Origin of the sequence: Streptantibioticus silvisoli (assembly GCF_027947535.2) — a bacterium.
Lineage (GTDB): Bacteria > Actinomycetota > Actinomycetes > Streptomycetales > Streptomycetaceae > Streptantibioticus_C > Streptantibioticus_C silvisoli.
Genome location: NZ_JAAGKO020000017.1, coordinates 87,875 through 109,870 on the forward strand (window position 1 = coordinate 87,875; position 21,996 = coordinate 109,870).

Here is a 21,996-nt window from a genome sequence, read left to right on the forward strand (position 1 = left end):
CGACGAAGGAGCTACCGTGGCTTCCCACAGTGACGACCTGACCGTAGTTCTCATCCATGGCGCGTTCGCCGACGCGGGCAGTTGGGCGCCCGTCACCGAACGCCTCGTCGCGGCAGGCGTCCCGGTGCGAGCCATCGCCAACCCACTGCGCGGGGTCGCCGCCGACTCCGCCTACGTGGCCGGCGTCATCAACCAGACCCCCGGCCGGGTGCTGGCCGTCGGCCACTCCTACGGCGGCGCGGTCATCACGAACGCCGTCCCGCAGACCGACAACGTGGCCGGGCTGGTCTACGTGGCCGCCTTCGCGCCCGACGAGGGCGAGAAACTCGGCGACATCGTCGCCGGCTCCCAGGACAGCGCTCTGACGTCCGCGCTCCAGGAGGAGCAGTACCCGACCGGTCAGGGGTCCGAGACGGCCACCGAGGTGGTCATCGACCCGGCCAGGTTCCGCGAGGTCTTCACGGCCGACCTGTCGCAGGCGCAGTCCGACGTCTACGGCCTCTCGCAGCGCCCCATCGCCGCCTCGGCCTTCGCGGAGGTCAACGGCCCCGCCGCGTGGAAGAAACTGCCGGTCTGGTCCGCCGTCGGCACCGGGGACAAGGCCGCCGGGGCCGACGCGGTCCGGTCGATGGCCCGCCGCGCCGGGGCCGACATCACGGAGATCGACGGATCACACGTCATCATGATCTCCCAGCCGAAGGCCGTCACCGACGTCATCCTCAAGGCGTACGAGGCCGTCGCCTGACCCTGGACCACGATCGGCCGGCCGCGGTCGTTCACGCGGCGGGAAGCGAGCCCCGCGCGGTGGGAGACGCGGCCCGCGCGGTCCGGGGCCGGAATCCGACGCTGCGGCCGGCACGAAACGGGTAGGGTCCGGAGATCCGTACCAGGACCGCGTACCCGCCGGCGCAGGGGCCGACGGCGCGATCGGGCGGCGGGACCGGGAAGTGCCGCACGGGGGAGGCCAGGGATGCACGGCAGGGCGCGCAGGCTGGCAGAGGTCGGCTACCCGATGGTCGTCGCCGGCCTCGCCGTCGCCGGCGCCGTCGAGCAGAAGGCCGTCTTCTACCTGGTGGCGATCGCCCTGACGCTGCCCGCCGGGATCGCGGCGGTCGTGGTGATCTACGGCGGCTACCCGCTGATCGCCGCGGTCGGCGGCATCTGGACCCCCGCCACCCGCCCGGACGGCAGCGACGCCGCCTGGCTCACCACCGCGAGCGCCACGCTCAACGTCGTCGCCCTGGTGCTCGCCGCGATCGTGGACGTGGTCCTGCTGGAACGGGCACTGCGCCGCCGGTCCGCCCGGGCCGGCGCGGCGGCCCTTCCGCACGAAGGCGCCGGCGACCGTTCGACGTGACGGCCGGTCGGCCGGACGCCCCGCGCACCCGTCGCGATGACCGGGGTGCGCGGGGCGGGTCGTACGGTTGAGCGGATCAGCCGTTCAGCGGATCAGCCGTTCAACGGTGCCTCGGGAGCGGTGCGATGGTCGGGGAGGACGCTCGCTCCCGCTGGTCGGCGGCCTCGCGCGGTGCTTCGTCCGGCGGGGCGCCGTCCCGGGGACGCCGGGTCGGTAGTCGTATCAGTAGCCGTAGACGAGGTCGTAGGCGAGCTGCGGGTCGAACTGGCCGGCCGGGTCGTTCGGGCCGGTGCCGCAGTTGCCGTCGGACTCACCGGGGCTCTTGATCCACAGCAGCATTTCGGCGCCGCCGCCCTGCTGGTCGGTGGCACCGAGCTTGCGGCCGGCCGGGTTGCACCACTCGCTGCCGTTGGTGCCGTTGCCGTTGCGGCTGGTGTCGACGACGAACGGCTTGGTGTAGCCGTAGCGGGAGCTGAGGTCCGCGTTGACCGCGTTGCCGTAGGCGACGCTCTGGTCGGTGGTGTAGAAGTTCGACACGTTGATCGAGAAGCCGTGCGCCTTGCTCAGCCCGGCCGCGTTGAGGTCGTCGGCCATGGTCGAGGCCGCGATCCAGCCGGGGTTGCCGGCGTCCAGGTAGACCCAGCTGTTCGGCGCCTGGTTGGTGAACTGGGTGATGGCGTTCTGGAGCAGGCCGTCGCGGTCGGAGATCTGCGAGGCGTTCATGCAGCTCTCGTCGGCGAGCGCGTCGGGTTCGAGGATGACCAGGGCCGGGCGGGCGGCGATGCCGCCGGCGAAGGCGCCGATCCAGGTGTCGTAGGCGGCGTCGGAGGCGGCGCCGCCGGCGGACTGGCCGGCGCAGACGTCGCGGTCGGGGATGTTGTAGGCGACGAGCACCGGCAGCTTGTCGTTGGCCGCGGCCGCGCCCACGTAGGAGCCGGTCTCCTGGCCGGTGTCGCCGCTGGAGCTGGCGAACCACTTGGCCGCCGGCTGCGAGCCGATGGAGGACGCGACGGCCGCCGCTCGGCCGTCGCCGGGGTTGGCCGCGGCCCACACCGCGGCGCTGTTGCCCGGGTCCACGTAGAACCCGTTGGTCATACTGATCGGATTTCCGGCCGCGTAGGCGGACGGGGCGCCCATCAGACCGATGGCGGCCAGGCCGCCGGCGGTGAGCAGGGCCAGGGTGCGCAGGCGTCGTCGCATGCGGGTCACTTCCTCTTCGCGCGGGTGGAGTGGGGGGCTGAGGAGGCGTTTCCAGCCGGTGACTGGAAGCGCTTCCGGTGAGGTGCGGCGCAGAGACTTGGGGGGATCGTGAACCCCGGCCGCGTACGTGTCAAGGGTTTGCGCAACGCCTGGGCGAAGCGGTGGGAGCCGGCGGCCCGCCGCGCTGACGGGCCGGTACCGGATATGACTGGAAGCGCTTCCGGTTCCGCCGCGACGGAGTTACGATGCCTCGCAGGCCGAGGCGGGCCCGCCGTCAGGGGGCGGCGCGCCCGCCGAGGCCGGCAGCACCGTGATCGCCGTGGCGGAGGAGCCGACGGTGGCGGGCGCAGGCGGGTTCGACCGGGACGGGCGGGTTCGACGGTGGCAGCGGGAGAAGGGACCGGACAGCCGATGGAGGCACGGACCGGACGGCGTCCGACGCTCGACGAGGTCGCGCTGCGGGCCGGGGTCTCACGTTCGGTGGCCTCCCGGGCGATCAACAACACCCGCGACGTGAGCCGCGCCGCCCGCGAGGCGGTGGACAAGGCGGTGCGGGAGCTGGGTTACGTGCCCAACCCCACGGCCAGGGCGCTGGCCACCTCCCAGGCCGGCACCGTGCTGCTCGCCGTCTCGCACGACGAGCCCGGCCTGTTCGCGGACCCCTTCTTCGCCCGTGTCATCGTCGGGATCAACGCGGCGCTGGAGAAGACCGACCTGGTGCTGATGTTGCTGCTGGCGGACTCCGAGCGCGGCCGTGAGCGGCTGGAACGGGTGCTGCGCTCGCGGCGGGCCGACGGCATCATGCTCCTCGCGCTGCACGGTGAGGACCCGCTCCACCACCTCGCCCAGCGCCTCGATCTGCCGGTGGTGCTCGGCGGGCGCCCGCTGCACGGCGAACCGTCCTGGTACGTCGACGCGGACAACCGCGGCGGCGCCAGGCTCGCGACCGAGCACCTGATCGCGTCCGGCCGCCGCAGGATCGCGGCGATCACCGGGCGCCAGGACACCCGGGCCGGGGTGGAACGCCACCGGGGCCACCGGGAGGCCATGGCCGTCGCGGGGCTGGACAGCTCGCGCACCGAGGCCGCCGACTTCACCGAGGCGGGCGGCGCGGAGGCGATGCGGCGGCTGCTCGAACGGTTCGGCGACCTGGACGCGGTGTTCGCCCAGTCGGACAACATGGCCGCCGGCGCCGTACGCACGCTCAAGGCGGCCGGCAGGTCGGTGCCCGGCGACGTGGCCGTCGCGGGGTTCGACGACCTGCCGGTCGCCCTGACCACGGAGCCCGCGCTCACGACCGTCCACCAGCCCGTCCAGGCCCTGGGCCAGGAGATGGCCAAGATGCTCATCGCACTGATGGCCGGCGAACAGCCCACCCCCCTGCTCCTTCCGACCCACCTGGTGGTGCGGGCCTCCGCCCCCTGAGGCAGCGCCTGATCCTCCGGTCTCCGGGGTTGGCGTGGCGGTGGCGGGGGCGGGTCAGGCGGCGGTGCGTTCGCCGGCGGGGCGGCGGCGGAGGCTCGGCTGCTGGAGGGCGGGCGGTACGTAGGCCTGGTCGAGCGTGCCGACGTCGGTGCCCGGCGGGACGATGGCGTCGATCCGGTCGAGGAGGTCGTCGGTGAGTGCCACGTCGATGCCGGCGAGCAGGTCGTCGAGGTGGCTCATCGTGCGCGGTCCGGCGATCGCGCTGGTCACGCCGGGATGGGTGATCGCGAACGCCATGGCGAGGTGGGTCAGCGGCAGGCCCGCCTCCTCGGCGAGCGCGATGAACCGCTCGACGGTGTCGAGGCGGCGCTCGTCGTTGAGGTGCTTGAAGAAGCCGGCGCGGCGGAGTTCGTTCCGCCGGCCCTTGCGGACGCGCCCGGTGAGCAGCCCCTGCCCCAGCGGGCCCCACACCAGCGTGCCCATCCCGTGGCGCTGGACGACCGGCAGCACCTCGCGTTCGGCGCCGCGGTTGAGCAGCGAGTACGGCGGCTGCTCGGTGTGGAACCGGGCCAGTCCGCGCCGCTCGGCGACCCACTGGGCTTCGACGATGTCGGACGCCGGCATCGAGGACGTGCCGATCGCACGGACCTTCCCGCTGCGGATCAGGTCGGAGAACGCGGAGAGCGTTTCCTCCACGTCCGTGGCGGGGTCCGGGCGGTGGACCTGGTAGAGGTCGATGTGGTCGGTCCGAAGGCGGCGCAGCGAATTCTCCACCGCGGTCACGATCCAGCGCCGCGAGGTGCCCTGCTGGTTGGGGTCGTCGCCCATCGGACGGCTCACCTTGGTGGCGAGGACGACGTTGTCCCGGCGCCCCTTGAGCGCCTTGCCGACGACCTCTTCGGAGTCGCCGTAGGCGTCGGCGGTGTCGATGAGGTTGATGCCCGCGTCCAGCGCTTTGTGAATGATGCGGGCCGAGTCACCGGGGTCCGGATTGCCGACGGACGTGGCGAACATCAAGGCGCCGAGCGCGTAGGGGCTGACCTTGATGCCGGTCCGGCCGAGCGTGCGGTACTGCATGTGGAATCTCCCGTTCCCTGTGAAAAGTATGGCTAGCCGGTAATACCGGCGCATCCGCGGACACGGATGGAGCTGGCGTGCGGAAGGCCGCGCGGGATGCGCGACAACGCCTCCGTGCCGGTCGACCACTCCGCGCCGCGCGCCCCGTGCTGTCCGGCCCCTCCGCGCCAGCGGCAGCCCGTCGTACCTGCGGAGCCCATCCGTACCCGCGGAGCCCGCCGTACCCGCGCGGGCGCCGCCGGTTCGCCGGGCCGGTTTCCAGCGTGCGGCGGTGCGGGCGGCGGCGGGAGAGCCGTCCTTGTCCGGGGACGGGCTGTCCCTGGATGTGCCCGGCGTCCCGGTGCATGGTGGAGGCGTGGACAGAACCGAACTGGCCGATTTCCTGCGCCGCTGCCGTGCCCGGCTCACCCCTGCCGACGTGGGGTTGTCGCAGGGCGCGCGGCGCCGCACCCCGGGACTGCGGCGTGAAGAGGTGGCGCAGCTGGCGGGCATGTCCACCGACCACTACACCCGGCTGGAACAGGCCAGGGGCTCGCGCCCGTCGCGCCAGATGCTGGCCGCCGTCGCCCGCGCGCTGCGGCTGACCGGCGACGAACGGGACCACCTGTTCCACCTGGCCGGCGAGGAGCCCCCGCGCGACCGGCTGATCACCGAGCACGTCCGCCCCGGCCTGCTGCTCGTCCTCGACCGGCTGACCGACACCCCCGCCCAGGTGGTGAGCGACCGCGGCGACATCCTCGCGCGCAACGCGATGGCCAAGGCGCTGCACGGCGACGTGTCCGCCCGCCCCGAGGCGGAGCGCAACATCGTCTGGCGCTACTTCACGAATCCCGCCGTGCGGGAGCTCTTCCCGGCCGAGGACCGTGACCGGGCCGCCCGTCTGGCGGTGGCGGATCTGCGCGCCACGTTCGCCGGCCGCCCGGACGACGTGCGGCTGGCCGACCTGGTACGCCGGCTCCGGGCCCGCAGCGCGGAGTTCGCGGCGTTGTGGGACGCCCACCACGTGGCCGTGCGCCGCGCCGACACCAAACGCTTCCTGCACCCGGTCGTCGGTCTGCTGGAACTGGACTGCGAGGTGCTGCTGAACCCGGAGCACGACCAGCGGCTGGTCGTCTACACCGCCCGCCCGGGAAGTAGATCCTACGAACGGCTGGAGCTGCTGCGGGTGGTCGGCCTCCAGGACCTGACCCGCGGCTGAAGCGTTCGGCCCGGTCCGCGGCGCCCGGAGCGGCGACACCGCTCGGGCCCGGTCCTCCGCGTCGGTGCCGGGCGCCGTGACGCGCGGCGTGGCGCCCGGCAGGCTCAGTCGCGGCCCCCCGCTGCCGCTTGTACGCCGTGTTCCGCCGCCGGTCGGACCGGGCCGCCTCGCGTTCGGCGGTCCGCCGCGCCCGCTCGGCCTCCTGCCGCTTCCGCACCTGCTCGCGGTGCTCCGCCTCACGCTGGCGCTGTTCGCGGCGCCGGGCCTCCGCCCAGACGCCGACCAGGCTGTTGGACCGACGGACCACGCGCGACCTCACCTTTCCGCCGGCGAACGCCCCCCGGCGGCCCGGCGCCCCGGCCCCCCGTTTCCGGCGCCTCGCCGCCGGTGTCCCCGACGACCTCGGGGCGTGTCCTACGGGTCGCGCCGGCCGCTGGAACGCCGCCGGCCGACCCGGCCCCTCGCCGCGCCGCCGAACGCCCCGACGGCACCCGCTGCCGGGATTTCGCCCGAACCGACGGCCGCGCCCCGCACCGAAGCGACCCCCGCGACGCTCGCCGCGCCGCGCCTTACCGCACCGGAAGCCGCCCCCGACCCGGCCCGCCGACCGGCACGACGCACCCCGGCCGGCCACCGCGCCCGTCCACCGCTCACGCACGCGATGGCCGCCCACGTCAACCGCCAGCCGTACAGCGTCCGCTGACAACGCGTCAGTGCCGCGTCGACCGGTTCGCGACGCCGTTGCCCTGCGGGCAGCGGTCGGTCCGGTCCCGATGGCAGGCGCCGCGCGGGCGCTCAGCAGGGCGCCGCACGGCCGGATTTCCCGGTGCGCGCCCCTGTACAGGGTGGGAACGGCTCGGATAGCGTCACCTCGCCTTCATGGAATGAATCGTTTCAAACACCCAGGCCGGTAGGCCAGTCGAGAAGGAGGCCGCGCATGTCGGTCAGCGAGAACGCGGGCACCGGGCCCGAGCGCCGCGCCGTGCTCAAGGCCGGGATCGGCGGCGCGGCCCTGGCCGTCACCGGTCTGGGGACGGTCGCGGCGCGGCCCGCCTCCGCCGCCGAGCTGCCGCCGCTCGCGGCCGGCCGGCGGGACGGCAAGGACTGGCGCTCCTACGTGCGGGCCCCCGCCGGGCGCACGGTGCGCCCGGTGCGGGTCGTCAGCTCCACCGGCGACGTGACCGACGCCGACGCGCTGCTGAAGCCCGGCGGCGGCGTCACCGTGCTCACCCGGCCGGCCCCGGTCGCGCCGCCCGCCTGGCCGCAGGGCACCACCGCCGCGGCCTCCTCCACGCACGCGCCGAACAGCGGTGACGACGGCACGCCGCGTACCTACGACGCGTCGAACGCCATCGACGGCGACCCCGGCACGTTCTGGAACGACGACACGATCGGCGTCTACCCCGACACCCTGACCATCACGGCCCCGCAGGCCGTCAGCCTGCCCGGCGTCACGCTGCTGTCCGGCTCCGACGGCGTGCCGACCGACTTCACCGTCGACACCTGGGACGGCACGGCGTGGCGGACGGCGGCCACCGTCACCGGCAACAGCGACGTGCAGCGGCCGGTGCCGTTCGCCTCGCCGGTCTCCACCACCCGGGTGCGCATCACGGTCACCGGCGACCAGCAGACGTCCGCGGGGGAGTTCACCCGCGTCAACGAGGTCTACCCCGGCGTCGTCGACCCGGTCGCGGCGCCCGGCGTGCTGGTGGACTTCGGCCAGGTGGTCGTCGGATTCCCCACCGTGCGCTTCGCCTGGGCCTCCAGCGGCAACCCCGGGGTGCGGCTGGCGTTCTCCGAGACGCTGGAGTACCTCACCGACCGCTCCGACTTCACCCGTTCGGACCAGTCGGGCGGCCAGGGGCAGGGCACCGACCAGTTCGCCGTGCCGTCCGCCGGGGCCACCTGGACCGACGACCGGCGCGGCTACCGGAGCGGCGGGAACCAGGTCTACGCCGACGGGCTGCACGGCTTCCGCTACCTGCGGATCACCCTGGACGCCCTCGCCGCCGACGCCCCCGCCGCACGGGCCTGGGGCAAGGTCGCCGTCGACACCGTGTCGCTGGACTTCACCGGCTACCTCGGCACGCCCGACACCTTCGCCGGCTGGTTCCTGTCCAGCGACGACGACCTCAACCGGTACTGGTACGGCGCCGCCTACACCAACGAGCTGGTCACCGACACCTTCCGCACCGACGACGTCGACCCGCGCGGCGCGGACTCGCCCACGCTGGACGGCAAGCTCGTCCTGCACGACGGCGCCAAGCGCGACCGCGACCCCTACGTCGGCGACCTGGCCGTCTCGGCCCGCACGCTCTACCTCACCCACCCCGACGCCTCGGCCGCCGCCCGCGACGTGCTGGCCGACCTCGCCGACCACCAGCGCGACGACGGCTGGATCCCGCCGGCCTCCATCAACGGCTACACCCTGCCGCTGTTCGACTATCCGCTGTGGTGGGTGACGTGCAGCTGGGACTACCTGCTGCACACCGGGGACCACGACTACGCCACCCGCTACTACCCGGCGCTCGGCAAGCTGCTCGACTCCTGGTATCCCAGTGTCACCGACGGCGACGGCCTGCTCAACAAGGGCCTCAACGGCACGTCCGGGTACGGCGACTACGCCTTCCTGCCGCGCTCGGGACAGATCACCTACTACAACGCCAACTACGTCCAGGCGCTCAACGACGCGGCGGCGCTGGCCGGTTGGCTCGGCCACACCGCCGACGCCGACCGCTGGACGGCCCGCGCCCGGAGCGTGGCGGACGCGATCAACGCCCACCTGTGGGACGCCTCGGCCGGCGCCTACCTCGACAGCGCCACCGGCGACGTGCGGCACGCCCAGGACGGCAACTCCATCGCCATCACCGCCGGAGTGGCCGACCCGACCCGCGCCGCCTCGGCGCTGGCCCACCTGGACGCCACCACCAAGCTGCCCTACGGCAACGCCTTCATGGACAACGACACGATCTTCGCCGACGCCTCGAAACGGGTCTACGCCTTCACCTCCTACCCCGAACTGGTCGCCAGGTTCCGCAGCGGCCAGGCCGATTCGGCCGTCGACCAGATCAAGCGGACCTACGGATGGATGGACGCCCACGACCCCGGGACCACGAACTGGGAGGGCATCGGCCCCGACGGCACGCCCTACGAGCAGGCATACACCAGCATGGCGCACGGCTGGTCGACCGGCGTGCTGCCGGCGCTGACCCGCGACCTGCTCGGAGCCGAGCCGACGGCGCCCGGCTTCACCACCTGGCAGGTCACTCCCCACCCCGGCACGGTCGCCTGGGCGCAGGGCCGACTGCCCACGCCGCACGGTCCGTTGACGGTCAGCTGGGACAACCCCGGCTCGGGCGCGTTCACGCTGGACGTCGACGCCCCGCACGGTACGACCGGCACGGTCGCGGTGCCGGTCCCGGCGGCCGGGCAGCGGTTCACCGTCCGCCTCGACGGCCGGACCGCCTGGGACGGAACCCGGGCCGCCGTCCGCGGTGCCCGCCTCGACGACGGCCGCCTGCTGCTGCCGGACCTCGGCCCCGGCCGCCACACGGTCACCGTGCACCCGGCCGGACACCGGTAGGGCGGACGGCGCCCGTACGGGCTCGCCACCGCCGATGTCGTCGTCGCGCGCAACGCGGTCGTGAGGCCGCCCGGTTCCCCCGCCGTAGGCGTTCGGCGGGGGAACTGGTGCGTTCGGCGGGCGGGCGGTGGAGTCCCGGGCGGCCGGGCTCAGGCCAGGCCGACCCGGGCGGCGGCCGACCGCCAGGCGCTCCGGTCGCCGCCCGGCTCGTACCGCCGCAGCGGCTGGGTGGCGGCGACCAGCGAGCGCATCGCGGGCAGGTCGCGGACCAGGCCGTGCGCCCGCGCCTGGACCAGGATGTTGCCCAGCGCGGTCGCCTCGGTGGGGCCGGCGATCACCGGCAGGCCGGTCGCGTCGGCGGTCAGCCGGCACAGCAGCTCGTTGCGGCTGCCGCCCCCGACGAGGTGCACGCGGTCGAGGTCGCGGCCGGCCAGCTCCGCCGCCCGGCGCAGCGTGGCGCGGTGGGCCAGCGCCAGGCTCTCCAGCACGCAGCGCACCAGCGCCCCCCGGTCCGCCGGGGGCCGTTGGCCGGTGCGCACGCAGAAGTCCGCGATCCGGGCCGGGATGTCACCGGGCGGCAGGAACTCGGGGGCGTCCGGATCGATCAGGGCGGCGAACGGGCGTGCCGCGGCCGCCTCGCGCAGCAGTGTCCCCAGCTCCACCGGCCGCCCCGCCGCGGCCCAGGTCCGCTGCGACTCCGACAGCAGCCACAGCCCCATGGTGTTGCGCAGGTAGCGGATCGTGCCGTCGACGCCGCGCTCGTTGGTGAAGTTCGCGGCCCGCGACTGCTCGGTCAGCACCGGGGCGTCCAGCTCCAGCCCGGCCAGCGACCAGGTGCCGCAGGAGATGTAGCCGAAGCCGGGCCCGGTCGCGGGCACCGCCGCGACCGCGGAGGCGGTGTCGTGCGACGCCACGGTCACCACCGGGGTCGCCGGCGGCAGGCCGGTGTACGCGGCGACGTCGGGCAGCAGCGTGCCGGCCGGGTCGCCGGGGAAGCGCAGCGGGGGCAGCAGGTCGCGCGCGACGCCGAGGCGTTCCAGCAGCTCCCCGGACCAGGTGCCCGCGGCGGCGTCGAACAGCCCGGTGGTCGAGGCGTTCGTCGCCTCGGCGCCGACCGAACCGGTCAGCCAGTGCACGAGCAGGTCGGGGATGAGCAACATCCGGCGCGCGGCGGCCAGTTGGGCCGTTCCGCGGGCGGCGGCCAGCTGGAAGACGGTGTTGAACGGCAGGTGCTGGAGCCCGGTGACCCGGTACAGCTCCGCCGCCGGGACCACGTCCAGGACCGCGCCGACCGCGCCCTCGAAGCGTTGATCGCGGTAGTGCCGGGGGTTGCCGAGCAGTTCGCCGTCCGCGTCCAGCAGCCCGTGGTCCACCGCCCAGCTGTCGATCCCCACCGAGTCCGCGCCGCCCAGCCGGGCCACCTCGCGCAGGCCGTCCAGCACGCCCTGGTGCAGGGCGAGGATGTCCCAGTGCAGACCGCCGGGCAGCCGCACCGGGGTGTTGGCGAACCGGTGCGCCTCGACGAGGTCCAGCGTGCCGGCGCCCACCCGGCCCAGCACGACGCGGCCACTGGTGGCGCCGAGGTCCGCCGCCGCGAACGCGGACCCGGCGGGGGAGACGGAGGAGCGGGCGGACGACGTCACGACGGGACACCTCGGCGGTTGCGCCGCGGAACGGGTCCGGCGGCGGGACGGAGGGGGCGGACCCCGGGGGAGTGGGGCGGGCCCCGGAGGGAGGGGACCGGTGCGGGGGTGGAGTTCGGACGGAGGAAGGGGCGCCGGTTGCGGGGTGCCCCCGGCCGGAGGGGCGGACGCCGGTGCGAGGCGGACCCCGGGTGAGGACGGAAACCGGTGCGGGGTGGCCCCGGCCGGAGGGGCGGAAACCGGTGCGGCGGGACGTGGCCCGACCAGCCGCACCGGCGTGCGGTCGAAGCCGGGGACGGCCGACGACGGCCGACGACGGCCGAAGCCGAAGGCGGCCGAAGGCGACCGGCACCGGAGGCCACCCGTCACCGGAGGCCACCCGGCACCGGAGAGGACCCGGCACCGGAGAGGACCCGGCACCGGCACCCGCCCCCGCGTTCCCGCGCCGGCCCGGGATCGTCAGCGCAGGAACGCCGCGGCCACGCCCGCGTCGACCGGGATGTGCAGTCCGGTGGTGTGGCTGAGGTCGCCGCCGGTCAGTGCGAAGACCGCCGCCGCCACGTGCTCCGGGAGCACCTCGCGCTTGAGCAGGGTCCGCTGCGCGTAGAACTCGCCCAGCTTCTCCTCCTGCACGCCGTAGACCGCCGCGCGCTGCGCGCCCCAGCCGCCGGCGAAGATCCCCGAGCCGCGCACCACACCGTCGGGGTTGACGCCGTTGACCCTGATCCCCTGGGGGCCCAACTCGGCCGCCAGCAGCCGCACCTGGTGCGCCTGGTCGGCCTTGGTGGCGCCGTAGGCGATGTTGTTGGGCCCGGCGAAGACGCCGTTCTTGGACGTGATGTAGACGATGTCGCCGCCCAGGCCCTGCGCGCCCATCATGCGGGCCGCCTCGCGGGAGACCAGGAAGGAGCCGCGGGCCATGATGGCGTGCTGGAGGTCCCAGTCGCGGGCCGTGGTCTCCAGCAGCGGCTTGGAGATGGAGATGCCGGCGTTGTTGACCACCAGGTCCACCCCGCCGAAGGCCAGCGCCGCGGCCTTCAACGCCGCCTCGATCTGCTCCTCGGAGGTGACGTCGGCGGTCACCGCGACCGCGGTGTCCGGACCGCCCAGCTCGGCGGCGACCCGCTGCGCGCTGTCCGCGTCGAGGTCGGCGACCACCACGACCGCGCCCTCGGCGGCCAGCCGGTGCGCGATGGCCCGCCCGATGCCCGAGCCGGCACCGGTCACCAGCGCCACCCGGGTGGCCAGCGGCTTCGGCTTCGGCATCCGCCGCAGCTTGGCCTCCTCCAGCGCCCAGTACTCGATGCGGAACTTCTCCCGCTCCTCGATCGGCGCGTAGGTCGAGACGGACTCGGCGCCGCGCATCACGTTGATCGCGTTGAGGTAGAACTCGCCCGCGACCCGCGCGGTCTGCTTGTCCTTGCCGAACGAGAACATCCCGACCCCGGGCACCAGCACGATCGCCGGGTCGGCGCCGCGCATGGCGGGCGTGGCGTCGTCCGCGTGCCGGGCGTAGTAGGCCGCGTACTCCTCGCGGTAGGCGGCGTGCAGCTCCCGCAGCCGTTCCACCACGCGCTCCAGCGGCGTGGCCGGCGGCAGGTCCAGCACCAGCGGGCGGACCTTGGTACGCAGGAAGTGGTCGGGGCAGGAGGTGCCGAGCGCGGCCAGCCGGGGGTGCTGGGCGGCGGCCAGGAAGTCCAGCACCGCCGGCGCGTCGGTGAAGTGGCCGATCTGCCGCAGGTCCTGCGAGGCCAGCCCGCGGATCACCGGCGCCAGCGCCGCCGCCCGCTCCAGGCGCTCCTCGCGCGGCAGCGGCCCGTAGCCCTCCAGCGGCGGCCCGAACGGCTGCGGCCGGCCGCGCCGGGCCAGGAACTCCTCCGCGGTACGGATCATGTCGAGCGCGTTGCGTTCGCACTCCTGGCTGGTCGCGCCCCAGGCGGTGATGCCGTGCCCGCCGAGGACGACGCCGATCGCCCGAGGGTTCTCCTCCTTGACCGCGGCGATGTCCAGGCCGAGCTGGAACCCCGGGCGGCGCCACGGCACCCACACCACCCGCTCGCCGAAGCACTCCTTGGTCAGCGCCTCGCCGTCGGCCGCGCAGGCCAGCGCGATGCCGGAGTCGGGGTGCAGGTGGTCGACGTGCGCCGCGTCGACCAGCGCGTGCATCGCGGTGTCGATCGACGGCGCCGCGCCGCCCCGGCCGTGCAGGCAGAAGTCGAAGGCGGCGACCATCTCGTCCTCACGCTCGACGCCCGGGTAGACCGCGCGCAGCGCCCGCACCCGGTCCAGCCGCAGCACCGCGAGCCCCGCCTCGGTCAGGGTGCCCAGGTCACCGCCGGAGCCCTTGACCCACATCAGCTCCGTGGTGCCCCCGGTGACCGGGTCGGCGGCGACGGCCTTGGCGGACGCGTTGCCGCCCGCGTAGTTGGTGTTGCGCGGATCGGAGCCGAGCCGGTGCGCGCGCTCCAGCAGCGCGGTGACGTCGGGCGGGGTGGCGGAGGCCATGGCGAGTCCTTCTGGTCGCTCGGAAGCGGAAGTCGGGCGGAAACGGACGGAACCGGTCGGGGGCGGTCGGGATCGTTCGGGATCAGCCAGGGCCGGTCGGGATCGGCCAGGACCCCGGCGAAAACGGTCGAGGAGGCCGGGCTACGGCGGAACACCGCGGCGCCGGTGCGCCCGGCACCGGTCGGCGGGACCGGTCGGCACCGCCGGACGGCACCGGCACCGGTGGCACCGGACGGCACCGGCACCGGTGCCACCGGCGGAACCCATCGGCACCGGGACCGGCACCGGCCGAACCCATCGGCACCGCCGCCGACGGCACCCACCCGGCACCGGACGGCCGGCCCGGCGAAGGCACCGGAATCCCGTGCCCCCGCCGGCCGCCGCGTGCGGTGAACGGCTGCAAGCGCCGCGGGCCGGTGCGTGCGGTGAACGGCTGCAAGCGCCGCGGGCCGCCGCGTGCCGGGTCAGGCGCCCCAGCCGGCCTGGGAGCCGCCCACCCGCTCGGCGACGATCCGCTCCTGCCAGCCGGAGGCCCGGTAGCCGGCCACCGGGTCGGCGGGCAGGCCGAGTTCCCCGCGCAGTTCGGCCAGCAGCGGGCGCACGTCGGTGTTGTAGGCGTCCATCAGGACCGCGTTGGCGGTGAGCACGTCCCCGTCACGCTGCGCCGCGCGCAGTGCGTCGAGGTCGACCAGCAGCGCCTTGGCGGTGGCCTCCTGGACGTTCATCACCGAGCGGATGACCGCCGGGATCTTCGCCTCGATGTTGTGGCACTGGTCCAGCATGAACGCCACCCCGGTCGCCGGGTCGAAGCCACCGTTCTTGGCGACCTCGTGCAGGATGCGGAACAGCTGGAAGGGGTCGGCGGCGCCCACCATCAGGTCGTCGTCGGCGTAGAAGCGGGAGTTGAAGTCGAAACCGCCGAGCTTCCCCTCGCGCAGCAGGAACGCCACGATGAACTCGATGTTGGTGCCCGGCGCGTGGTGGCCGGTGTCGACCACCACCTGGGCCCGGGGGCCCAGGCGCAGGCAGTGCGCGTACGACGTCCCCCAGTCCGGCACGTCGGTGGTGTAGAAGGCCGGCTCGAACAGCTTGTACTCCAGCAGGATGCGCTGGTCGTCGCCGAGCCGGGCGTAGACCTCCCCGAGCGCCTCCGCCAGCCGGTCCTGCCGGGCGGTGATGTCGTCCTGGCCCGGGTAGTTGGTGCCGTCGGAGAACCACAGCTTCAGGTCCCGCGAGCCGGTGGCGTCCATGATGTCGACGCATTCCAGCAGGTGGCCGACCGCCTTGCGGCGCACCCCGGGGTCGGGGTGGGTGACCGAGCCCAGCTTGAAGTCGTCGTCCTGGAAGACGTTCGCGTTGATCGCGCCCAGCACCAGACCGCGGTCCCGGGCGTACCGCGCCAGCGCGGCGTAGTCGTCGACCCGGTCCCACGGGATGTGCAGCGCGACCTTCGGCGCCACTCCGGTCGCCGCGTGCACCTGGGCCGCGTCGTCCAGCTTCTCGTACGGGTCCCGGGGTACCCCGGCCTGCGAGAACACCTTGAAGCGGGTGCCGGAGTTGCCGTACCCCCACGACGGCGTCTCGATCACCTGCGACGTCAGCGCCGCCTTCACGGCAGCAAGGTCAGCCATGTCCACCTCTGAGTCCGCGGCCCGGCGGGCGGGTCCTGCGGAGCGCCGGCCAGTGAGTGAATCGTTTCATGGTTCCTCGGGACCGTAACCAAGGCCCAAGGGTCCGTCAAGAGGGCGGCCCGCACCGGCGGTGAATCAATTCAGCGCGACCGCCCCGGCACCGGCACCACGTGGGAGCCGGTACCCCGGGCCGGGAGGCCCCGCCACCACCGCCGTTACTGAATCGTGTCAGAGCGGGGAACCGAGGCCGACGACGCTGCTGGCGCCGGGGCTTGGCGCCGACCGGCCGCCGCGGACCGGCGGATCGTCCCCAACTGCCGCGAAGCAACCCCTTGACGCTCACTTCTGGCGCGGCTAACTTCCCCGCAATCCCATTGAAACATTTCACTCCCTGCCGTCAAACCCAGGAGAGCCCCATGACCCAGGCCGCACCGGAGACTCCTCCGGTCCTCGCTCTCGAGGGGGTGAGCAAGTCCTTCGGAGCCGTCCACGCCCTGCGCGGGGTGTCACTGCGGCTGCACGCGGGCGAGGCACACGCCCTGGCGGGCGAGAACGGCGCCGGGAAGTCCACGCTGATCAAGACGCTGGCCGGCGTCCACCGCCCGGACACCGGCGTCGTACTGCTGGACGGCGAACCGGTCGAGTTCCACGGCCCGGCCGACGCGCGCGACGCCGGAGTCGCCGTCATCTACCAGGAACCCACGCTCTTTCCCGACCTGTCCGTCGCCGAGAACATCTTCGTCGGCCGCCAGCCGCGCCGCTCGTTCGGCCGGGTCGACCACCGCGCCGTGCGGCAGGCCGCCGCCGACCTCTTCCGCCGCCTCGGCGTCGCCCTCGAACCCGACCAGCCCGCCCGCGGCCTGTCCATAGCCGACCAGCAACTGGTCGAGATCGCCAAGGCGCTGTCGTTCGACGCCCGCGTGCTGGTGATGGACGAGCCGACCGCCGCCCTGACCGGCAGCGAGGTCGCCCGGCTGTTCGGCGTCGTGCGGGCGCTGCGCGAACAGGGCGCGGCCGTGCTGTTCATCTCGCACCGGCTCGACGAGGTCTTCGCCCTGTGCCAGCGGGTCACCACCTTGCGCGACGGCGCGCTGATCGCCAGCGAACCGGTCGACGGCCTCACCGAGGACGACCTGGTGCGCCGGATGGTCGGCCGCGACCTGGACGAGCTGTACCCCAAGCAGGACGCGAAGATCGGCGGCGTCGCGCTCAGCGTGCGCCGGCTGACCCGCGAAGGGGTCTTCACCGACGTCTCCTTCGACGTACGGCACGGTGAGATCGTCGGCCTGGCCGGACTGGTGGGCGCCGGCCGCAGCGAGGTCGCCCGCGCGGTCTTCGGCGTCGACCGCTGGGACGGCGGCGAGGTCGAGGTCGACGGCCGGCCGCTGCCCCCCGGCGCCCCCAGCCTGGCCATGGCCGCCGGGCTCGCCCTGGTGCCGGAGGACCGCCGTGCCGAGGGCCTGGTGATGGACATGTCCATCGAACGCAACATCAACCTCACCGGCTTCGCGAGCACCTCCCGCGCCGGGGTGATGCGGCGCGGCGCCGAACGCAGCCGGGCCGTCGACTGGGCGGTCCGCCTCCAGGTGAAGTACGCCCGGCTGGCCGACGCGGTCAGCACGCTGTCCGGCGGCAACCAGCAGAAGGTCGTCCTGGCCAAGTGGCTGGCCACCGACCCCGGAGTGCTGATCGTCGACGAACCCACCCGCGGCATCGACGTCGGCACCAAGGCCGAGGTGCACCGGCTGCTGTCGCAGCTCGCCGCCGACGGCGTGGCGGTGCTGATGATCTCCTCCGACCTGCCGGAGGTCCTCGCCATGGCCGACCGGGTCCTGGTGATGCACGAGGGACGGCTCGCCGCCGACCTGACCCGGGCCGAGGCCACCGAGGAATCGGTGATGGCGGCGGCCACCGGTCGCGGAAGGAGCGCGGCATGACGGTGACCACCGATCAGGAACACCGGGCCCGCCCGGCCGGGGGCAGCGGCTCGCGCAAGCTGCTCGACACCGTGCTGAAGGTCCGCGAACTGGCCATCGGCGCGGTGCTGGTGGTGATGCTGCTGGCCACCCAGCTCGACAACTCCGACTTCCTGTCCCAGCAGGGCATCAAGGACCTGCTGCTCAACGCCACCATCCTGGTGCTGGTCGCGGTGGGCCAGGCCATGGTGGTGATCACCCGCAACGTCGACCTGTCGGTCGGATCGACCCTCGGCATCTCGGCGTTCGCGGCCGGCGACTACCTCAGCGGCGGCGGCAACCCGCTGGTCGCGGTGGTGCTCGCGGTCCTGCTCGGCGCCGCGCTCGGCGCGGTCAACGGGCTGCTGGTCAGCCTCGGCCGGGTGCCCGCGCTGGTGGTCACCCTGGGCACCCTCTACATCATCCGCGGCCTGGACTCCGTCTGGGTCGGCTCCCGGCAGATCACCGCGAGCCAACTGCCGTCCGGCTTCGCCGGGTTCGGGCACGACGGCCTGTCCGTCATCCCCTACCTGGCGCTGCTGACCGCCGCCGTCCTGGTCTGCGTCGCCTACTACCTGCGCGCCTACCGCGGCGGCCGCGACCTGTACGCCCTCGGCTCCAACCCCGAGGCCGCCCGGCTGGCCGGTGTGCCGGTCCGCCGCCGCATCCTCACCGCGTACGTGGTCTGCGGCGCGCTCGCCGGACTGGCCGGCGCGCTGTACCTGGCCCGGTTCGGCAACGTCGACTCCGGCACCGGCACCGGCTACGAACTCACCGTCGTCAGCGCCGTCGTGGTCGGCGGTGTCGCCTTCACCGGCGGCTCCGGCACCGTCTACGGCGCCGCCCTGGGCGCGCTGCTGCTGACCTCGATCAACAGCGTGCTGCCCTCGATCGGGGTCAGCTCGGTGTGGGTGCAGGCCATCGACGGCTTCCTGCTGCTGCTCGCCATCGCCGTCGACCGGGTCGTCGCACTCCGGGTCGCCGACCTGCTGCGCAAGAGGGCCGCAGAGACAAGGAGTGCCCGCCATGCCTGACACCACCGTCAAGCCCCCCGCCGCCCCCGCCACCGGATCGCGCCGCCCCGGGCCGCGGCTGTCCGGCGCGATCCGCTGGGACACCGCGGTCGGCACGCTGCTGGTCGTCCTGCTGATCTGCTCGTTCTCCTTCGTCGACAACTTCGGCAACGCGCTGAACATCTCGTTCCTGATCGGCAACGCCCTGCCGGTCGCGCTGATCGCGCTGCCCATGACGGCGCTGGTGGTGGCCGGCGAGATCGACCTGTCGGTCGGTTCCACCGCCGGCCTGTCCGGCGCGGTCATGGGCGCGCTGTGGAACGACGGCCTGGCCATCCAGGTCATCATCCCGCTGTGCGTGCTGCTGGGCGTGGTGTGCGGGCTGATCAACGGCCTGCTGGTCACCCGCCTCGGCCTGCCGTCGCTGGCGGTCACCATCGGCACCATGGCCGCCTTCCGCGGCGTGGCGCAGATCGTGCTCGGGTCGAACTCGGTCACCGACTTCCCCCAGCAGTACCTGGACTTCGGCTCCGGCCGGATCGGCGGGACGTTCATCCCGGACGCCGCCGTCCCGTGGGCGGTGCTGGCCCTGGTCGCCGTCCTGGTGCTGCACGCCACCCCGGTCGGCCGGTCGCTGTTCGCGGTCGGCGCCTCCCAGCAGGCGGCCCGCTTCGCCGGCATCCGGGTCAAGCGCCTGAAGCTGTCGATGTTCGTGGCCACCGGCACCGTCTCCGCGCTCACCGGCGTCTTCTGGGCCCTGCACTACGCCAGCGCCCGCTACGACAACGCCACCGGCCTGGAGCTGTCGGTCATCGCCGGCGTACTGCTCGGCGGCGTCGACTTCGACGGCGGCAAGGGCACGCTGGGCGGCGCGATCGCCGGCGTCTTCCTGCTCGGCGCGCTGCAGAACGTCATGAGCCTGGTCAACGTCTCCGCCCAGTCCCAGATCGTCGTCACCGGCGCCCTGCTGGTCATCTCCGTGCTGGCACCGCGGGTGGGCCGCCAGGTCGCCCAGGCCCGGGCCCGGCGCAACGCCGCCGAGGACCCGCCGCCGGCGGCCCCCCCCCCCTCGTGACCCTCCCCGCCGTCCACCCCCGCCCGTTCCGGCCCGACCCCGTGCCTTCAGCCGCGCCCCGCGGCACCGAAAGGAACCTCCGCATGTCCCTCGGAAACAGCACCGTCCGCCGCGTCACCGCCGTGACAGCCGCCACCGCCGTGATGGCCCTGGGCATCGCGGCGTGCGGCGGCACCACGAAGAACTCGGTCGCCAAGAGCACCCCCACCGCCGGCAACACCGCCTCCGCGAACCCGAACGCGGCCACCCGCAAGGGCCTGACCATCGCCTACCTGCCCAAGCAGGTCAACAACCCGTACTTCACCACCTCCGACAACGGCGGCAAGAAGGCCGTCGAGGCGCTGGGGGAGAAGTACAAGGAGGTCGGCACCAGCAGCGGCACCGACACCGCCGGGCAGGTCTCCTACGTCAACTCCCTCACCCAGCAGCGGGTCAGCGCCATCGCGGTGTCCGCGCAGGACCCGGGCGCGCTGTGCACCGGCCTGAACCAGGCGCGCAAGAGCGGCATCAAGGTCGTCACCTACGACTCCGACACCAACCCCGGCTGCCGCGACGTCGCCATCTCCCAGGCCAGCTCGGTCGACCTGGGCCGCACCGAGGTCCAGCTGATGGCCCAGCAGATCGGCGACAAGGGGCAGATCGCGATCCTGTCGGCGGCGCAGACGGCCACCAACCAGAACACCTGGATCGGCTACATGAAGGACGAGCTGAAGAAGCCGCAGTACAAGAACGTCAAGCTCGTCAAGATCGCGTACGGCAACGACGACGCCCAGCAGTCCTTCCAGCAGACCCAGGGCCTGCTCCAGCAGTACCCGAACCTGAAGGGGATCATCTCCCCGACCACCGTCGGCATCAAGGCGGCGGCCCAGTACCTGAGCGGTTCGAAGTACAAGGGCAAGGTCAAGCTGACCGGCCTCGGCCAGCCCAACGACATGCGCTCCTACGTCGCCAACGGCACCGTGCAGGCCTTCGAGCTGTGGGACCCGGCCAAGCTCGGCGCCCTCGCCGGGTACGCCGCGATAGCCCTGGCGTCCGGTCAGATCAGCGGCGCCCCCGGCCAGACCTTCACCGCGGGCGACATGGGCAAGTACACCATCGGCGCCAACAGCGTCGTGGTGCTCGGCAAGCCCACCGTCTTCAACAAGTCCAACATCGCGAACTTCCACTTCTGACCGGACCGGCGCCGGCCGCGAACGCCGTCCCGCTGTGCCGGGCGAGGTCTTCCACCTCGTCCGGCACACCCCGGCGGACCTCATAGGATGGTGATCCGCCGGCCGTAGCGGCCGGCGGCGAAGGGCACAGGAGCCGCCCAGGTGGGACATATGGTGGGGATCAAGGACGTCGCCCTGGAGGCGGGCGTCTCGGTGGGCACTGTCTCCAACGTCATCAACAGGCCGGACCTGGTCTCGGAGGAGACCCGCACCCGGGTGCAGTCGGTGATAACCCGGCTGGGGTACGTACGCAGCGAGTCCGCCCGGCAGTTGCGGGCCGGCCGCAGCCGCATCGTGGCGCTGCTCGTGCTCGACATGGGCAACCCGTTCTTCGTCGACCTGGCCGGCGGTGCCGAACGCGCCGCCCGCCGGGCCGGGATGCGGGTCATGGTCTGCAACAGCGCGCAGAGCGCCGAGGAGGAGGCCGAATACCTGTCGCTCTTCGCCGAGCAGCGGGTGCGCGGCGTGCTGATCACCCCCGCCGACGCCTCGGGCCGCAACCTCGACGCCTTCCGCCGGCACGGCATCCCCTTCGTGCTGGTCGACCGGGTGGCGGCCGACACCGCCGAGTGCTCGGTGTCGGTGGACGACGTGGTCGGCGGCGCGATGGCGGTACGCCACCTGCTCAACGGCGGCCACCGCTCGATCGCGTTCATCAGCGGCCCGGCCGGCTTCCAGCAGATCCGCGACCGCCGCAAGGGGGCGCTGGAGTCGCTGGCGGAGGCCGGACTGCCGCCGTCGGCGCTGCGCGAGATCCCCACCGAGCGGCTCGACGTGGCCGGCGGCCGCGACGCCGGCGCCCGGCTGCTGGGCCTGGCCGACCGGCCGACCGCGGTGTTCTGCGCCAACGACCTGCTGGCGCTCGGCGTGCTCCAGTCGATGTACGCGGCCGGGCTCAGCGTGCCGCGGGACATGGCCATCGTGGGCTACGACGACATCGAGTTCGCCGCCGCGGCCACCGTGCCGCTGACCTCGGTGCGCCAGCCGGCCGCCACCATGGGCACGATGGCCGCCGACATGCTGCTCCAGGAGTCCGGGGAGGACGCGGGCCGCCACCGGCACCAGCGCGTGGTGCTGCAACCCGAACTCGTGGTGCGCGACTCCACGTTCCGGCCCCGCTGAC

At 73.7% G+C, this 21,996-nt stretch carries 15 protein-coding genes; 10 read left to right on the forward strand and 5 right to left on the reverse strand.

The features are described 5' to 3' along the window. Nucleotides 1-16: 16 nt before the first annotated feature. Together POF43_RS13895 and POF43_RS13900 are read left to right on the forward strand one after the other, a co-directional pair. On the forward strand, nt 17-745 hold the full coding sequence (locus POF43_RS13895) for an alpha/beta fold hydrolase (RefSeq protein WP_271315322.1): 729 nt from the start codon (nt 17-19) through the stop codon (nt 743-745). A 225-nt stretch (nt 746-970) separates the two neighbouring features. Continuing rightward, entirely contained in the window at nt 971-1,357 is a 387-nt protein-coding gene (locus POF43_RS13900; protein WP_271315323.1) for a hypothetical protein, read from the forward strand. A gap of 222 nt (nt 1,358-1,579) precedes the next feature. Here POF43_RS13900 and POF43_RS13905 read toward each other — a convergent pair whose 3' ends face one another. Beyond that, nucleotides 1,580-2,557 (reverse strand): glycoside hydrolase family 6 protein, encoded by a 978-nt coding sequence (locus POF43_RS13905; RefSeq protein WP_271315324.1) that lies wholly within the window; start codon nt 2,555-2,557, stop codon nt 1,580-1,582. A 411-nt stretch (nt 2,558-2,968) separates the two neighbouring features. On the opposite strand from POF43_RS13905, the gene POF43_RS13910 reads away from it, so the two are divergent. Continuing rightward, nucleotides 2,969-3,982, forward strand: a complete 1,014-nt coding sequence (locus POF43_RS13910) for a LacI family DNA-binding transcriptional regulator (protein ID WP_271315325.1) — start codon at nt 2,969-2,971, stop codon at nt 3,980-3,982. A 54-nt stretch (nt 3,983-4,036) separates the two neighbouring features. On the opposite strand, the gene POF43_RS13915 is transcribed toward POF43_RS13910, so the two are convergent. Continuing rightward, on the reverse strand, nt 4,037-5,059 hold the full coding sequence (locus POF43_RS13915; RefSeq protein ID WP_271324478.1) for an aldo/keto reductase: 1,023 nt from the start codon (nt 5,057-5,059) through the stop codon (nt 4,037-4,039). A 355-nt stretch (nt 5,060-5,414) separates the two neighbouring features. Between POF43_RS13915 and POF43_RS13920 the strand changes: the two genes are divergently transcribed. Together POF43_RS13920 and POF43_RS13925 are read left to right on the forward strand one after the other, a co-directional pair. Next, nucleotides 5,415-6,257: a helix-turn-helix transcriptional regulator gene (locus tag POF43_RS13920; RefSeq protein WP_271315327.1), complete on the forward strand. Its 843-nt coding sequence runs from the start codon at nt 5,415-5,417 to the stop codon at nt 6,255-6,257. Nucleotides 6,258-7,194: 937 nt separating this feature from the next. Next, the gene (locus tag POF43_RS13925; protein ID WP_271324477.1) at nt 7,195-9,840 is read left to right on the forward strand and encodes an alpha-L-rhamnosidase-related protein; all 2,646 of its coding nucleotides are present in this window, start codon (nt 7,195-7,197) and stop codon (nt 9,838-9,840) included. Between the two features lie 149 nt (nt 9,841-9,989). On the opposite strand, the gene POF43_RS13930 is transcribed toward POF43_RS13925, so the two are convergent. From POF43_RS13930 to rhaI, 3 genes are all read right to left on the reverse strand, one after another. Then, nucleotides 9,990-11,483, reverse strand: a complete 1,494-nt coding sequence (locus POF43_RS13930; RefSeq protein ID WP_271324476.1) for a rhamnulokinase — start codon at nt 11,481-11,483, stop codon at nt 9,990-9,992. 459 nt (nt 11,484-11,942) lie between these two features. Then, entirely contained in the window at nt 11,943-13,988 is a 2,046-nt protein-coding gene (locus POF43_RS13935) for a bifunctional aldolase/short-chain dehydrogenase (protein WP_271324599.1), read from the reverse strand. 464 nt (nt 13,989-14,452) lie between these two features. Next, a complete protein-coding gene (rhaI, locus tag POF43_RS13940; protein ID WP_271316084.1) occupies nt 14,453-15,619 on the reverse strand; it encodes an L-rhamnose isomerase in 1,167 nt (388 codons plus the stop codon). A 416-nt stretch (nt 15,620-16,035) separates the two neighbouring features. Here rhaI and POF43_RS13945 point away from each other — a divergent pair, with 416 nt between their 5' ends. The 5 genes from POF43_RS13945 to POF43_RS13965 all read left to right on the forward strand — a co-directional run bounded on the left by POF43_RS13945 (nt 16,036) and on the right by POF43_RS13965 (nt 21,995). Further along, nucleotides 16,036-17,556: a sugar ABC transporter ATP-binding protein gene (locus POF43_RS13945; RefSeq protein WP_271324598.1), complete on the forward strand. Its 1,521-nt coding sequence runs from the start codon at nt 16,036-16,038 to the stop codon at nt 17,554-17,556. Continuing rightward, nucleotides 17,553-18,608 (forward strand): ABC transporter permease, encoded by a 1,056-nt coding sequence (locus tag POF43_RS13950; RefSeq protein ID WP_271316086.1) that lies wholly within the window; start codon nt 17,553-17,555, stop codon nt 18,606-18,608. Before POF43_RS13945 ends, POF43_RS13950 begins: the two co-directional genes overlap by 4 nt. Then, a complete protein-coding gene (locus POF43_RS13955; RefSeq protein ID WP_282704575.1) occupies nt 18,601-19,662 on the forward strand; it encodes an ABC transporter permease in 1,062 nt (353 codons plus the stop codon). Before POF43_RS13950 ends, POF43_RS13955 begins: the two co-directional genes overlap by 8 nt. An 83-nt stretch (nt 19,663-19,745) precedes the next feature. Beyond that, complete coding sequence (gene rhaS / locus POF43_RS13960) at nt 19,746-20,834, forward strand: rhamnose ABC transporter substrate-binding protein (RefSeq protein ID WP_271317499.1); 1,089 nt, start codon at nt 19,746-19,748, stop codon at nt 20,832-20,834. Between the two features lie 141 nt (nt 20,835-20,975). Further along, nucleotides 20,976-21,995 carry a LacI family DNA-binding transcriptional regulator gene (locus POF43_RS13965; protein WP_271317500.1) on the forward strand — a complete coding sequence of 340 codons (1,020 nt, stop codon included), beginning with the start codon at nt 20,976-20,978 and terminating at the stop codon, nt 21,993-21,995. Nucleotide 21,996 lies beyond the last annotated feature (1 nt).

Coding starts and splice junctions, on each gene's coding strand:
- rhaS (WP_271317499.1), top strand. CDS start 19,746: ATGTCCCTCGGAAACAGCACCGTCCGCCGCGTCACCGCCGTGACAGCC.
- POF43_RS13915 (WP_271324478.1), bottom strand. CDS start 5,059: ATGCAGTACCGCACGCTCGGCCGGACCGGCATCAAGGTCAGCCCCTAC.
- rhaI (WP_271316084.1), bottom strand. CDS start 15,619: ATGGCTGACCTTGCTGCCGTGAAGGCGGCGCTGACGTCGCAGGTGATC.
- POF43_RS13900 (WP_271315323.1), top strand. CDS start 971: ATGCACGGCAGGGCGCGCAGGCTGGCAGAGGTCGGCTACCCGATGGTC.
- POF43_RS13905 (WP_271315324.1), bottom strand. CDS start 2,557: ATGCGACGACGCCTGCGCACCCTGGCCCTGCTCACCGCCGGCGGCCTG.
- POF43_RS13950 (WP_271316086.1), top strand. CDS start 17,553: ATGACGGTGACCACCGATCAGGAACACCGGGCCCGCCCGGCCGGGGGC.
- POF43_RS13935 (WP_271324599.1), bottom strand. CDS start 13,988: ATGGCCTCCGCCACCCCGCCCGACGTCACCGCGCTGCTGGAGCGCGCG.
- POF43_RS13910 (WP_271315325.1), top strand. CDS start 2,969: ATGGAGGCACGGACCGGACGGCGTCCGACGCTCGACGAGGTCGCGCTG.
- POF43_RS13945 (WP_271324598.1), top strand. CDS start 16,036: ATGACCCAGGCCGCACCGGAGACTCCTCCGGTCCTCGCTCTCGAGGGG.
- POF43_RS13955 (WP_282704575.1), top strand. CDS start 18,601: ATGCCTGACACCACCGTCAAGCCCCCCGCCGCCCCCGCCACCGGATCG.
- POF43_RS13925 (WP_271324477.1), top strand. CDS start 7,195: ATGTCGGTCAGCGAGAACGCGGGCACCGGGCCCGAGCGCCGCGCCGTG.